Annotated in this window: 11 protein-coding genes and 2 pseudogenes; 11 read left to right on the forward strand and 2 right to left on the reverse strand. The window is 68.9% G+C overall.

Going from position 1 to position 14,331, the window contains the following annotated elements; all coding sequences use genetic code 11:
- Window positions 1-599 precede the first annotated feature (599 nt).
- A complete protein-coding gene (locus ACWEK3_RS31300) occupies window positions 600-845 on the forward strand; it encodes a hypothetical protein (protein WP_453251133.1) in 246 nt (81 codons plus the stop codon).
- Window positions 846-1,533: 688 nt separating this feature from the next.
- Here the strand turns inward: ACWEK3_RS31300 and ACWEK3_RS31305 are convergent.
- On the reverse strand, window positions 1,534-2,562 hold the full coding sequence (locus ACWEK3_RS31305) for a LacI family DNA-binding transcriptional regulator (RefSeq protein WP_453251134.1): 1,029 nt from the start codon (window positions 2,560-2,562) through the stop codon (window positions 1,534-1,536).
- Window positions 2,563-2,751: 189 nt separating this feature from the next.
- Here ACWEK3_RS31305 and ACWEK3_RS31310 point away from each other — a divergent pair, with 189 nt between their 5' ends.
- The 8 genes and pseudogenes from ACWEK3_RS31310 to ACWEK3_RS31345 all read left to right on the forward strand — a co-directional run.
- A complete protein-coding gene (locus ACWEK3_RS31310) occupies window positions 2,752-3,822 on the forward strand; it encodes a C45 family autoproteolytic acyltransferase/hydolase (RefSeq protein ID WP_453251135.1) in 1,071 nt (356 codons plus the stop codon).
- A 26-nt stretch (window positions 3,823-3,848) separates the two neighbouring features.
- Window positions 3,849-5,477 (forward strand): amidohydrolase, encoded by a 1,629-nt coding sequence (locus tag ACWEK3_RS31315; RefSeq protein ID WP_453251136.1) that lies wholly within the window; start codon window positions 3,849-3,851, stop codon window positions 5,475-5,477.
- Window positions 5,474-6,493, forward strand: a complete 1,020-nt coding sequence (locus tag ACWEK3_RS31320; protein WP_453251137.1) for an ABC transporter permease — start codon at window positions 5,474-5,476, stop codon at window positions 6,491-6,493. The genes ACWEK3_RS31315 and ACWEK3_RS31320 overlap by 4 nt, the downstream gene beginning before the upstream one ends.
- Window positions 6,490-7,365 carry an ABC transporter permease gene (locus ACWEK3_RS31325; RefSeq protein WP_450546606.1) on the forward strand — a complete coding sequence of 292 codons (876 nt, stop codon included), beginning with the start codon at window positions 6,490-6,492 and terminating at the stop codon, window positions 7,363-7,365. Before ACWEK3_RS31320 ends, ACWEK3_RS31325 begins: the two co-directional genes overlap by 4 nt.
- Window positions 7,362-8,384, forward strand: coding sequence for an ABC transporter ATP-binding protein (locus tag ACWEK3_RS31330; protein ID WP_453251138.1), 1,023 nt, complete (start codon window positions 7,362-7,364; stop codon window positions 8,382-8,384). The genes ACWEK3_RS31325 and ACWEK3_RS31330 overlap by 4 nt, the downstream gene beginning before the upstream one ends.
- Window positions 8,381-9,187, forward strand: a complete 807-nt coding sequence (locus tag ACWEK3_RS31335; RefSeq protein WP_453251139.1) for an ABC transporter ATP-binding protein — start codon at window positions 8,381-8,383, stop codon at window positions 9,185-9,187. Before ACWEK3_RS31330 ends, ACWEK3_RS31335 begins: the two co-directional genes overlap by 4 nt.
- Window positions 9,188-9,201: 14 nt before the next feature.
- Window positions 9,202-10,851: an ABC transporter substrate-binding protein gene (locus tag ACWEK3_RS31340; protein ID WP_450546609.1), complete on the forward strand. Its 1,650-nt coding sequence runs from the start codon at window positions 9,202-9,204 to the stop codon at window positions 10,849-10,851.
- Between the two features lie 132 nt (window positions 10,852-10,983).
- Window positions 10,984-11,088: pseudogene (locus tag ACWEK3_RS31345) on the forward strand (transposase family protein); the annotation flags it as partial.
- 121 nt (window positions 11,089-11,209) lie between these two features.
- On the opposite strand, the pseudogene ACWEK3_RS31350 reads toward ACWEK3_RS31345, so the two are convergent.
- Window positions 11,210-11,473 (reverse strand): annotated as a pseudogene (locus ACWEK3_RS31350) (zinc-binding dehydrogenase); the annotation flags it as partial.
- 258 nt (window positions 11,474-11,731) lie between these two features.
- Here ACWEK3_RS31350 and ACWEK3_RS31355 point away from each other — a divergent pair.
- Window positions 11,732-13,063, forward strand: coding sequence for a hypothetical protein (locus ACWEK3_RS31355; RefSeq protein WP_453251140.1), 1,332 nt, complete (start codon window positions 11,732-11,734; stop codon window positions 13,061-13,063).
- A gap of 194 nt (window positions 13,064-13,257) precedes the next feature.
- On the forward strand, window positions 13,258-14,319 hold the full coding sequence (locus ACWEK3_RS31360) for a PP2C family protein-serine/threonine phosphatase (RefSeq protein ID WP_450546611.1): 1,062 nt from the start codon (window positions 13,258-13,260) through the stop codon (window positions 14,317-14,319).
- Window positions 14,320-14,331: the final 12 nt, after the last annotated feature.

Here is a 14,331-nt window from a genome sequence, read left to right on the forward strand (position 1 = left end):
GTGCCTTTCGGGAGTGCTCTGGAACGGCGCTCCCGGACGACCTATCGTCCGACCGTGACCCCGGAGGGGAGCACCCATGTCGATACTGCGTTCACGGGTACCACCTCCTTGTTCTCTCGCACGGCCTCCGGAAACGTAGCAGTGGTCGCCGTGGTCCGCCAACGGGTTTTTGCGGAGGCTCCGTGGCCGGATGCCACGGAGTCGGAACACTGCGCAGAGCTACTTGGGGCCTCATCGCGGCCTCCCGAGGTGAGGCCCTGCGACGGCGGGGCGCGCTGGGGGCGCTGTCGTTTCTCTTGAACATCGAACACGACGTGCCGCCGACGCCTCCCAATCTCGTGTACAGGTGCTGTCGGTTCCCGGGTTCTGGCACAGCTTCCGTGCAGCTGTGACTGAGCGTCGCAAGGCGGCAAGGTGTTGGGGCTCCGTGAACATGGTTCTGACCGCAATTCCGTGAATCCGCAGGTAAGCCACTGGCTGCGGGAGCGATCCTTCCGGGGGTCGCCTGGTCATGGTGGTTTCTCGGGCGGCGACACCGGCAGCCCGGGGCCGTATGGGGCGGCGGGCGGCCGAAGGGAGCCGAGGTCTATCGTCCGGGCATGGATTTCGACTTGCCAGAGGGACTTCCCCCGGGGCGGTTCGTCTCATCGGGGTCGGCGTGCGTCTGGATTGCGGACGAGCTGCCGTGTGATGTTGACGGGGTGTGGCGGCCCCTGCTGTCCGGGCAGGAAGACACCGGGCTGGTGCCGCTGCTGGGTGGGCCGTTCCTCGGCCGTCCGACAGAACTGGCAGAGATATCCGCTGTCCGTCTGGAGGATGTCCTGGCCTCAGACTTCGCCGAGTAACGGCGCAGCCGTCTGCCTGAATGGACGGACCCGACGCCGGTGCCGGTGCCCGAGGGCATCGCGCCGTGGCCGCGCGATCCTGGCCCACCCTTCGAGACATGGCCGGGTCTGGCACCGGCGACGCCGGACACGGACGCTGGTCCCTCCCCGGTGGACGCCGCAGCGCGCACGATCGGCCACTCCAGGCATGAACCGGCCGAGCCGTCGATCACCACAGCCGACCACTGTTCCTACGGCCCCGAGCGCATTAATCGCGACGGTACGGACACCCGGGAAGATGGCGCCTGCCGTGGTGCATTGCGCGTCAACGCTGAATGCGGAGTTGTCAGGGTGCCGCGCCGGAGCAGACACCAGATCGCCCTGGGTCAGGCCGCTTCACTCCGCCCGCTGCCCGAAGTGAGCGACGTTCCGCCCTGGAGAAGGCGCCTGAGGATCCGAGGCGAGGTCGACTCGGCGGAATTCCTCCGTGAGCACGGACATGCCGCCTGACCACGGCGGATGATCATTCGGCACCCGCAGGGCCTGGGTTTGTTGGGCGACCACCGTGCTGGTGGTCTTCGTGGCAGCAGCCTGCAGTCCAGCAGGTGTGGCAGCATCACCAGCGGTTCCATCTGCACTTCGCTCCGGCGAAGCTGACGCATGTCGAACCGACCTGTCAACGGTCACAGTCGTCCCGGCTCGGCGAGCGTCATGTGTTTGTATCCGTGCGTCGCGACGATGCTCGGACCCGGAACCGGGCCGTCGTCAGGACCGGTCCCGCGCTCGAGTCGCCCGCGATGCGTGCCTGGAGGAGGTCGAGCAGGGCCAACGTCGTTTCAGCGGCGTGGAGTTCGACTGCCGAGATGGCGGGTCGGCTGTGTCGGGTGTGCTCGGAGTCGGAAGCCGCGGCAAGCATCGTCTGGTCGGGCACGGCGACGCCGCGGGACGTGAGGCCCGCGAGCACTCCGGCCGCCTGACGACCGGTGTGGCACAGGATCGCATCGGGGATCCCCTCGTCCACGATCGCGTGCGCGATGTTCTCGCCGCCGTGCTCGCCGGCGCGCTCGGCCGACGCGTAGACGCGTGGTGTGATCCCGACTCTCTCGCACCATTCGCGGTACAGCGCCTCGCTGTCGATGTTCCACGCGTTGGGGTCGGTTCCGCGCAACAGCACGATCGATCGGGCACCGGATGCGGCGAAGTGTTCGTAGATGCGGCGGAAACTCAAGCTGTCGTCCTCGGTGGCCCAGTCGGTGAACTCCGGACGGCTGGGATCGCGTCCCAGCGTCACGTACGGGATCCCACGCCGTTCGAGGAGACCGATCATCGGATCATCCACATGCGGCATCGTCACGATGTACCCATCCAGCGACAACGCCAGTGGCGGCGTCGGCCGCCTCGTCGGGTCAGGCACCAGCATCAGACTCAGCCCGCGGTCCATCGCCTGCGCCGAAACAGCGCCGATATAACGACTGAACACATCAACACCCCGCGGCGCATACTCACCCAGCGCGTCCAACGACCGCATGACGAGTCCGATCGCCCCGACCGACGAACGTCGCAGGCCGCGCGCGAGGGCGTCGGCCTCGTACTCCATCTCCTCGGCGATGGCCCGCACGCGCAGTCGCGTGGCCGTGCTCAGCGTCCCGGTGCCGTTGAGCGCCATCGAGACCGCCGCAACCGAGACGCCTGCGCGCTGGGCGACGTCGCGAATGGTGACGCCCTTCGATCGAGCCACGGCGACCTCCTTGGTTACCGTCCGCTGTTGCCTCACGTCGCCGGTCCGTGGTCGCCGACGCAGGCCGGGCGGCAGTGAGTACAGAGAGTGACGTTGGCGACATCATTGTATTAAACGTTTTACCTACATAGCGTGTCGCCCGCCCCTCACCGTGACCGGACTCACAGGCAAAGGTCGGACAGCACCACCATGAAGCTGCACACCCTGCGCACGACCACCCCCCGCTCCCGCGACCGTGGACGCGAGATCGGCACGCGATTCGCGGACCAGGTGCGTGACGTCAGCGCCCGCTACCTGACGCATTTCAAGGTTCTGGGCATCTCGAAAACGACCGTCCGCGACATCGTCGCCCACAGCTACGACGCCTTGCGCGACTGGTACCCGGCTCTCGTCGAGGAGTCCGACGGAATCGCCGAGGCGTCAGGAATCGAGCCGTGGCGGGTGGCAGCGGTCGGCGCACGGACCGAAGTACTCGCCGCCGCGCCCGGAAAGGGTGAGTGCACAACCGCCGTCCACGCACCGCCCTTTGGCGGCCCACCCGAGACGATCCAGACGTGGGACTGGCACGACTCGCTCACGCCGGATGGTCTTCTGTTGTCGCTCGAAACCGAAACCCAACGCCGGGTAAAGCTCTTCACCGAGTTTGGCGCAGCCGCGAAGATCGGGGTGAACGACGCCGGCCTCGGCCTGCATTTCAACATCCTGAACCATCGCTCCGACAACGCCACCGGCGGCGTGCCCGTCCATGCTGTCGCGCGTCGCGTCCTCGAGGAGGCGACCACGGTGGCGGAGGCCCGCGACATCGTCGCCTCCGCGACCGTGAGCGCATCCACCGTGCTGACCATCGCGACCTACCGGGACGGCCACGCCGCAGCGGCGTCCATCGAGATGTCGCCCTCCGGATTCGCCGTGGTGTCACCCGACACCGACGGCTGGGTCATCCACACGAACCACTTTCTCGATTCCGGCCTCGCCGACGGTGACACCAGCATTCCTGCATCGGTGTCGGTCGAGCGGCACCAGCACACGCAGGCTGTGCGCGGCAGCATGTCCGGCCGCTCCGCGCCGGAGCGCGCGGCCGCCTTCTGTGGCGGCGACGGTGCCGCCGCCGTGGTGTGCGTCCATGCCGACGATTCCCAGCCGGGCCACGAGCGGTGGAGCACGTTGCTCACGGCATCTCTCGACCTCCCCGGCTTTGCCCTGGAGTACCGGGCAGGCAACCCCGACGCTGCGGCCCGCGAGGGCCTCGACCGCTTCTGAGGAACCCGATGGACAAGGACACGACCATGCCCGCTCATCTCTACCGCAACGCCCAATTTTTTACCTCCGCCCAACGCCCCTGGGCCGAGTCGCTCGTGGTGGTCGGCGACCGGCTCGCCTACGTCGGCGACGAGGCCACCGCGGCGCGTGTGGCAGGACCGGATGCCCTGATCCACGACCTCGACGGCGCGACCGTCCTCCCCGGATTCGTCGACGGCCATGCGCACGTGGTCGGCACCGGCGAGGCGGCGGCCCAGGTCGATCTCTGGGGCGCCAACACGGTGGAGGAGATCCAGCGGCGCGTCCGGACGTGGGTGCAGGAGAACCCCGACGCACCTCGCGTGCTTGCCACCGGGTGGAAGCACGGTGACATCCCGGGCGGCCTGCCTGATCGGGGCATGCTCGACGCCGTCGTCGCCGACCGGCCTGTCTATGCGCAGGCCTACGACTTCCACTCGATCTGGCTGAACTCGGCCGCCCTCGCCGAAGTCGGCATCGACGACACCACGGCGTCACCACCCGGGGGAACGGTCCACCGGGACGAGCGGGGCGCGGCCACCGGCCTGGTCGACGAGACCGCGATGCACCACCTCGTGTGGCCGGTGCTCGACAGCTTCGCCAGTGACTCCGACCGTGACGAGGCCCTGGCAGTCGCCCTTGCGGCGTACGCCGAGTCCGGGATCGTCGGTTCGACCGAGATGGCGCTGGGCGAGGGCGACTACGAGGCGATGCGTCGTGCCGATGCGGCGGGCGTCCTGACCACTCGCATCGCCGCGTTCTGGCGCGTCCAGCCCACCGGTGACGAGGGCGGGAACCTCGCCCAGGTCGAGCACGCCGTCGAACTCGCCACCCACCGGTCGACCCCGTTCCTGCGCGTGACCGGCATCAAGGTCATGGTCGACGGAACCGTCGACGGGTGCACCGCATCGCTCGGAAAGCCCTACGTGAACGGCACGAACGCCGACCCGATCTGGAGTCTTGCCGAACTCGCGCCGGTGGTGGCCGCCGCGGACGCGGCCGGCCTGCAGGTCGCCATGCACGCCATCGGGGACGAGGCGATCCGGGTCGCGATCGGCGCCGTCGAGCACGCCGTCGCTCTCAACGGCCCCAAGAAGCGTCGCCACCGCATCGAACATCTCGAAGTCGTCGACCCCGCGGACATCGACCGTCTGGCAGCACTGGGCATCACGGCGAGCATGCAACCCGTGCACGCTGATCCTGCCATCCAGGAAAACTGGCGACGCGTGCTCGGCGACGAGCGGGTCGACCGCGGCTTCCCGTGGCCCGAGATGACCGAGGCCGGAGCCACACTCGTCCTCGGCACCGACTCCCCCACGTCGCCGCACGCCCCACTGCCCAACATGTTCATCGCGGCGACACGGCGCTCGGCCCTGGATCCGTCACTGCCCGCCAACCACGCGCACTACGCCCTGCCACTGGCGGACGCGATCGTGCACGCCACCCGTGACGCCGCCTGGGCGAGCCGCTCCGAGCACCTTCACGGCCGTCTCACCGAGGGGCTGTACGCCGACTTCATCGTCCTCGACCGGGACATCTTCGCCCTGCCACTCGAGGAACTGCTCGACACGCGAGTGCTGCGGACAGTCGTGGGTGGCCGCGTGGTCCATCACGCACAGCCGGGGGTGAACCGATGAGTGACGCCACCATGTCGGCACCCGTGCCATCAGGGCAGGTGAAGGCGAAGCAGCGGCCCGCCGGGGTGATGCTGCGGTTCATCGCCGCTCGCATCGTGGGGCTGGTGGTGACCTTGTTCATCGCGAGCCTGGTCGTCTTCGGAGCGCTCTACGCCGCGCCGGGAAGCCCACTCACCTATCTCACGCACGGTCGCACCATGAGCCCCGACGCGATCGCCGCGATCAAGGCCGAGTATCACCTCGACGACTCCATCTGGCAGCAGTACCTGAGGTGGCTGCTTGGCGTGGTGCACGGCGACTTCGGAACATCGATCACCTACAACCAACCGGTGTCGTCACTGGTCGGAAGTCGCGCCTCCGCGACCGCGCTTCTCGTTCTCATGGCGGCGGCGATCGTCCTGGTGCTCGGGTTGGCCATCGGCACTCTCGCCGGCCTCAAGCCCGGCTGGTTGTCGCGGTCCGCCATGGCCGGCGCGACGGGCGTCATGGCGGTGCCGACCTTCGTCGGAGCGGTCGTGCTGATCATCGTGTTCGCCGTCGACCTGGAGTGGTTCCCGGTGTTCGGCGCCGGCCGTGCGGGCCTCGACGAGGTCTACCACCTGGTCCTTCCCTCGATCGCGCTCGCTCTCGCGTCCGTCGCGTTCGTCGCGCGACTCGCCCAGACCGCGATCCGACAGGAACTGTCGGCCGATCACGTGCAGACGGCGATCAGCCGAGGACTGCCCCGCAGGGCAGTCGTACGCAGACATGTGATGCGCAACGCCGCGATGCCGGTGCTCACCGTCGCGGGTCTCACGATCGCGGGCCTGATCGCGGGAAGCGTCGTCGTGGAACAGGTCTTCCAGCTCGGCGGGCTCGGTCAGTTCCTCGTGAATTCGGTGCAGCAGAAGGACTTCCCCGTCGTACAGGCGATCTGCCTGGTGTACGTCGCCGCCTTCATCGTGCTGAACACCCTCATCGACATCGCCTACACACTGCTCGACCCGCGCGTGTCGATCGGGAAGAAGGACTCATGAGCACGACAGCAGCGGTGCGACGTATCGGAGCCCGCAAGGCCGGCCGGCGGCCGACGCGTCGTACGAGGGGCATCGGCATGTCCGGTTGGGTGGCGATCGCCCTCCTCGGACTCGTCGTCTGCTTCGCCGTCCTCGCGCCCCTCCTTTCACCGCTCGATCCGAACGCCGTCAACCTCTCCGGTGCGTACCAGGGGTCGAGCGGCGCCCACCTGCTGGGAACCGACGCGAACGGGCGGGACCTTCTCTCGCGCCTCGTCCACGGTTCCCGAACCGCGCTGATCGGACCGTTCCTCGTCGTGGCGATCTCGACGCTCCTCGGGACGGTCCTCGCGCTCGCGGCCGTGTGGTTCGGCGGCTGGTTCGACCAGATGGTGGTGCGCGTCGTCGATGCCGTGTTCGCCTTCCCCGGTCTGCTGCTGGCGATCCTGGCGACCGCCCTGTTCGGGTCCGGCCTGAACGCCGCCGTCGTGGCACTGTCCATCGCCTACGTCCCCTACATCGCACGGATCGTACGGAGCGCGGCACTGCGAGAGCGCTCGCTGCCCTACATCGCGGCACTGCGGGTGCAGGGCGTGCACGGGTTGCGGATCGCCTTGCGGCACATCCTGCCCAACGTGGGTGGGCTGATCGTCGCCAACGCCACGCTCGCCTTCGGGTTCGCCCTGATGGACCTCGCCGGCCTCTCGTTCATCGGCCTCGGGGTGCAGCCACCGACCTCGGACTGGGGCGCGATGGTCGGCACCGGTATGGCCGGTGTGCTGCAGCAGCACCCTCAGGAGGCCCTCTTCGCCAGCGCACTCATCGTCATCACCGTCGGTGCCGTGAACATGCTCGGCGACCGACTCACGGAACGCTGGGAGGCACGCTCGTGAACGCACTTCTCGAAGTCGACGGTCTCACCGTTCAGTTGCCGGTCGCGGGCGAGTTGCGCACCGTGCTGCGCGATGTCTCGTTCTCACTCGACCGTGGAAGCACTCTCGGCCTGGTCGGCGAGTCCGGTTCGGGCAAGTCGATGACGGTTCGCACCATCGCACGCCTGCTCCCCGACGGCGCCGACGTCCGGGGCAGTGTCCGCTTCGACGGCGCCGAGGTGTTCGACCTTCGCACCGTCGCCCTGCGGTCCTACCGGGCGAAGGACGTCGCGATGATCTTCCAGGACGCACGGGCCTACACGAACCCCGTACGCACGATCGGCGACTTCCTCACCGAGGCGATGCGCACCAACGACCGGATGCCGAAGGCCGCTGCGCGCAAGCGCGCACAGGAGCTGCTCGCCGAGGTCGGAATCGGGGACCCGGAGCGCCGGCTGCGGCAGTTTCCCCACGAACTCTCGGGCGGCCTGCTGCAACGGGTGATGATCGCTGCCGCGGTCGCCGCGCGACCGCGGCTCGTCCTCGCGGACGAGCCGACGACCGCGCTCGATGTCACCACCCAGGCGGAGGTGATGGCGATTCTCGGGCGTATGCAGCGCGAGTACGGCATGGCGATGCTCTTCATCACGCACGACCTGGAGCTCGCCGGTGCCGTGTGCGACGAGACGATCGTGCTGTACGCCGGCCAGGTCATGGAGCGCCAGGCGTCGGTGCGGTTGCACGAGGACCCGCTCCACCCCTACACGGCCGCGCTGGTGCAGGCGCGGCCCGAGATCGGCCGGCGTGTTGATCGACTGCCCGCGATCACCGGTCATCCGACCACCGCTTACGAGGCGCCGGACGGCTGTGCCTTCGCACCGCGCTGTCGCTTCGCACAAGAGGAGTGTCGGGCGGGAGTGCCGCCCCTGTTGCAGATCGGTCCGTCGGAGACGCGGTGCGTCCAGATGCCCGGCCTGCGCGGCCAGATGGTGCCGCAGGAGCACGTCGGCTCCGCTTCGAACGAGGAGGCCCAGCGATGACCGAACCGCTGCTCGTGGTCGAGCACCTGACCAAGACGTTCGGCCGTGGGCGTGCCGAGGCGACCGCGGTCGCCGACGTGAGTTTCGCCCTGGCTCCGGGCGGAGCTCTGGGCATCGTCGGCGAATCCGGCTCTGGCAAGACGACCACGGCGCGGATGATCATCGGCCTGGAGCGTCCCTCTGGTGGCCGCATCATGTTCCGGGGCGAGGACCGCACGCACCCGGCGCGTTCCGCACGCAGTCGCCGTGAGCGGGGCCGGGACATCCAGATCGTCTTCCAGGACCCGTACACCTCGCTCGACCGCCGTCAGCGCATCGGCGACTGCCTCGCGGAAGTCGTGGGCGTTCATTCCCGGCTCGGCCGCGACGAGACCAGGAAGCGCGTGAGTGAACTCGCCGAGCTCGTCGGACTCGACGACCGGCAGCTCGCGGCACTGCCGAGGTCGCTCTCCGGAGGGCAGCGCCAACGCGTGGCCATCGCTCGCGCGCTCGCCGCCGATCCGGACATCCTCATCCTCGACGAGGCCGTGTCGGCCCTGGACGTCTCGATCCAGGCACAGATCCTCAATCTGCTCTCGGACATCCGGGAGAAGCGAGGCGTGAGCTACCTGTTCATCAGCCACGATCTCGCCGTCATTCGCCAGGTGACCGACGACACGATCGTCATGCGTCACGGCGCCGTCGTCGAGCAAGGGCCCACCGCCGCCGTGCTCGACAACCCTCAGGACTCCTACACCCGCTTGTTGCGTGACAGCGTCCCTCGCAGCGGGTGGGACCCCGAAGCCATCACAGCCCGACACTGACCAGGAGTTGCGCCATGTACTCACCCCGCCCGCACAGACGGGCAACGGCACTCGCCGTCGCCGCCGCCACCACCCTCGCGTTGGCCGGTTGCTCCGGAGGCACATCCGGCACCAAAGCGACCGGGTCCTCCGACGCGCTGACGACGTTCACGCCCAGGGGCTCGGGCTCGGTCGACTCGATCACCTGGAATGTCTTCCAGGGCGAGCCGCAGACCATCGACCCCTTCCAGTCGGCCGACTACACGCCGAACATGATCAACTCGAACATGTGCGAGACGCTGCTCGCCCAGACGCCCGACTTCCAGATCAAGCCCAATCTGGCCACGTCGTACTCGAACCCCGACCCGACGACCTGGGTTTACAAGCTCCGCGGTGACGCCACCTTCTGGGACGGCTCGCCGATGACCGCCGACGACGTCGTGTGGAGCATGCGGCATAACATGACGGACAAGTCGAGCTTCTACGGCTACCTGTACTCGAACGTCGCCTCGATCGCGAAGACGGGCGCCGGCGAAGTGACGGTCAGGCTCAAGAAGCCCGACTACCTCTTCAACGACGAGTTGGCGAGCTTCGCCGGTGTCGTCGTCGAGAAGAAGTTCTACGAGCAACACGGCAAGAAGGTCGGTACACCGGGTGTCGGTGTAATGTGCACCGGCCCCTACAAGTTCGACAAATGGACACGGGGTCAGTCGATCAGTGTGAGCCGCTACGACGGCTACTGGAACAAGTCGCTGCCACTGAAGGTGAAGAACATCGACTTCACTTTCCTGACCGACGACTCCGCGATCACCTCCGGCCTGCTCTCGGGCCAGATCGACGGAACTTACGGTCCGCCGACGGCCGGGCTGGCACAGCTGAAGGCATCGTCGGCGGGCAAGCTCTACTCGGGTGCCGCGCCACTGGCGGTCACGCTCGTGGTCGCGAACCACAAGGGCGCGATGGGCAACGCCGACGTGCGCAAGGCACTGCAGATGGCCATCGACTGGAAGGGCATCGGCAAGCAGGTGTATGCCGGTGAGGGGACCCCCGCTTCGCTGCAGACCGTGCCGGCCGTCTACGGCTTCGCGAAAGACGACCTGACCTCGTACGCCGACTCGGTCAAGACCGACGGCTCCGCGAAGATAGACGAGGCGAAGAAGCTCCTCGCCGGCGTTCCGGCTGACGTGAAGTCCAAGCAGATCAGCCTCGTGGTTCCGCAGCAGGCGGAGACGCAGCAGCTGGGCGTCGGGATCAAGGACGCGGCCGACAAGATCGGCTTGAACTTCAAGCTCAACGTCGTACCCGCAACCGGCTACTCGAACTACCTGTACGACCCGGCGACGCGTGGCAACACCGACCTCCTGTACACGCAGTTCTGGCCCAACATCCCGAACCCGCTCGACTGGCTGGGCCTCACCGCGGTGACCGGCGGCACCTTCAACCAGTCCGGCTACAGCGGCATCGACGGCCTCTACGCCAAGGCGATCGGCACGAAGGACGACAGCGCCCGCTCCAAGCTGGTCGTGCAGATGGAGCGGAAGCTGCACGACGAGATGAATCCGATGTTCTCCGGCATCCAGCTGACGAACGACGTGTGGCTCGGAAGCAAGATCACCGGGGCGCCGGCAGCGTTCGACTACGTCTACTACCCGTGGGCGGCCTACCTCAGCGGAACGGGCAAGTAGTCCCCGCGGGAACGGTGCGGGGCTTCGGTGTAGTTGCCGGACGTCCGGTTCGTCGCGCCGGTCCCGCCCGCCTTTTGGCCAACTCGGCGAGCAACCTGATGCCGTACCCAAGGAGAACCCGGGATCCCGGGCTTCCTGGACCGACTGGCCGAAGTGCCGGACCCGCGAGATCCGCGCGGTGTACGGCACGCTCTGGTCGCGGTACTCGCGCGGACCGCGTGCGCGGTGCCGGCTGGGGGCGACCTCCTCGCCGGCGGTTGGCGAGTGGATATGGGCTTGCGCTGAACCTGCTTCGAGGTCCGGCGGTGGCGGGGAGCTTGGGGGCGTGGCCGGGCGGTGCCGCCCGGGGCTTTACGGGTCAGGGGGTCAGGACGACCTTGCCGGTGACGGTGCCGGATTCCGCCAGGCGCAGGGCCTCGGCGGCCCTGGCGAGCGGCAGTTGGGCGGCGATGGGGGCGGTGATGTCGCCGCGGCGCAGAGCGGCGAAGACCTCGGTGAGATCGGTGTGCAGCCGGGCGCGGAAGCGGTTCCTGTGCAGCGTCCGGTCGGCCCAGATGTTGTAGAAGTGGGCGCGGCGGCAGTTGGGCAGGATGTTCCAGAGCCAGGTGCGAGCGAGGATCTTCTATCGCGCTCCTGGCGCCGTCGGCGCCGCATCGACGCCGTGCAGCTCTCCGGCACCACCAGCACCGATCACGCCGAATCACCGATACCCGCAAGCGCACCGCCGAGCTGGAAACCGAACTGGCCATCTGCCGCCGGACCGCCGCACCGGACCAGCCTTCAAGCAGTCCACGCCCGAGGGTGTGGCCAGCACCACTCCGACCAATAAGGCAAATCATGCCATCATCGGCATCGTGCAATATTCAACCATTTTCGCTCGGTGGCCGCTTCCAGCGGCACCGTCCTGACCTGCGGGGCCGCGGCCGACTGGGCACCGCGACTGCTGCGGACCCTGCGGACAATGCGTCCCCGGCGGGCAGCCAGCGCGTCGGTGCAGTGGGCCAAGGCGCTGATCGCGGCGCTGTTGTCCTGGGAGGTCGCCTCGCGGTGCATCCCCGGGCAGCAGCAGTACCTCGCCGTGGCCACCGCGCTGCTCATGGTCAATGCCCCTACCGTCTACCGGTCGGTGACGCAGGCCGCTCGCAGTCTGGCCACCCGCGTGGCCGGACTGTCGCTGGCCGTGGCCGTCGTGTGGCTCTTCGGCTCCAGCGCGGGAAGTACTGTGGCGGTCCTCGCGATCGCGTTGGTCGCCGCCGGCCGTCAGAGCTCCGACAGCCGGCTGCAGGTCGCCTCCACCGCGGTACTCACCCTGGCCGCGGCCACCGCCGCCCCGGTGGGCCAGGTGGCCGCGCTGGCCCTGGAAGCGCTGGTGGGTGCGGCGGTGGGAACCGCGGTGAACGCGCTCATCCTGCCGCCGCTGCACCTGGGCGCCTCCCACGCCTCGGTGCGAGGTCTGGCCACGGCCATGGGCTCACTCCTGGACGACATGGGCCGCGGACTGCGGGAACGGAAACACACCGACCGCGCGCACACCTGGCTGGAGCAGGGCCGACGCCTGGAGGAGCTGGTGGTGCAGGTACAAGAGGACGTGCACCGCGGCGAGGAGAGCCTGCGCTGGAACACGCGGTGCGCGGTGCACGGCGGACGGGAGCCGTCGACCCACTGCGAGGCGCTGCGCGCCCTGCACCGGGTGTCGTTCCAGGTCCGCGGCATCGCCCGGACACTGGCCGACAACGTCGCGGACCGGCACTCCGACCACCGCCTGGGCCAGCTCTTCGCCGACCGGTACGCGGCGACCCTGGAGGCAGCGGGGCAGGCGGTCGAGTCGTTCGCCGCTCCCGGGCAGGCCACCGACTCCGGCGGAGTCGAGACCCGCAAGCGGCTGCGCAAAGCCATTGGCGAAGCCACGGCCTGGCACGAGACGATGACCGGCCTGATCGAACGCGGCGCACTCGCCGAACCGGGAGCCTGGCACGTCTACGGATCACTGATGACCGACGTCGAGCGCCTCCTTGCCGACCTGGACCACGCCGACCGGTCGACCGCAGCCGTCCCGAGCCGCCCGGCCGAGGATGGCCTCCGCGGCCCGCACAAGCGGATCCCCGCACCGGCGACGGCTGCCCGCGCCGGCCTCCGCCCCGTCCAGCATCGACCGTGGTGGCAACGCGGGCTCCTGGCACGAAGAAGCACAGGCGGTCGCAGTTCCGGATGAGTGGGAAGAGGCCGTCGGCCGCGGCGTGTCTGAGGCCGGGCTTCGGTCGCCGCAGTGCGGAGCGCAGCGCAGACTGGGACCTGAGGCCTCTCCACGACCGGCTCAGGAGCGCAGGGAGACGGCGGATGAGAGACAATCGCACGCATCCGGTCGGCCAGAGGCGTTGGCCGTCTTTTTTGCCTGCCGCAGTCATCGTGGCCGCGATCGTTCTCGGTCTGTTCACCCGAGGGGTCAACACCTTCCCCCTCCTGGCGGCCGCGCCGTTGCTGGCCGCACCCGTGCTCTCCCTGCAGGGCACGATCGCCACCGGGGTGGTGGGGATCGTCATCGGGGAACTCGAGGTGGCTGCCAGAAGCGGGGGAGCCTTCCTCACCCATCCCGTCCAGCTCGTCACCGTCGTCGCCCTGACGGCCCTGGCCGCCGTCCTCAACCGGCTGATGGCCCGCTACCGGCAGCAGCTCAAGGACACCCGCGAGGTCGCCGAAGCCGTCCAGCTCGCCGTGCTCCCCACGCCCCCCGACCGCATCGGGCCACTGGCCGTGGCCGTCCGGTACGAGGCCGCCATGCGGGAGGCCGCCATCGGCGGCGACCTGTACGCCATCCACGCCACCCCCCACGGTGTCCGGCTGATGATCGCCGATGTGCGAGGCAAGGGGATGGGGGCGGTGAGGACCGTCAACGGGCTGCTGGGCAGCTTCCACGAAGCTGCGACCCGGGTGCCCGACCTGCCCGGCGTGGTTGGCCGCCTGGAGGAACGCATGCAGGAGCTGAACGCCGAAAGTGCGGAGGGGGCGGAGTCCTTCGCCACCGCCGCCGTCATCGAGATCGCCGACGACGGCTCCGTCCTGTACCTGTCCAACCTGGGGCACTGCGCGCCGCTTCTCGTCCATCAGGGCCGGGCGCTCCCACTGGATCCGACCGATCCCACGCTGCCGCTGGGCTTGGGCGACCTGGGCCGCATACGGGTCCCGGTGGAGCAGTATCCCCTGCCTCCCGGCGCAACCCTGGTGCTGTTCACCGACGGCGTGCTGGAGGCTCGCGACCGCCACGGCGTCTTCTACGACCCCGTGCCACACCTGTCCCGCCCCCTCCCATCGGACCCGGCCGCGATCCTGGACACCCTCCTCGCCGGCCTGGCACGGCACACCGGCGGACGCCTGGACGACGACGCCGCGCTCCTGGCCGTGACCCATCGGCGGGACGCGGGCGACGGTGCCGCCGCCCAGTCCGCCGAGCGGACGTCCGAGGGCGGCTGACCCCGGCAGCCG

This window comes from Streptomyces sp. NPDC004721 (assembly GCF_053601495.1).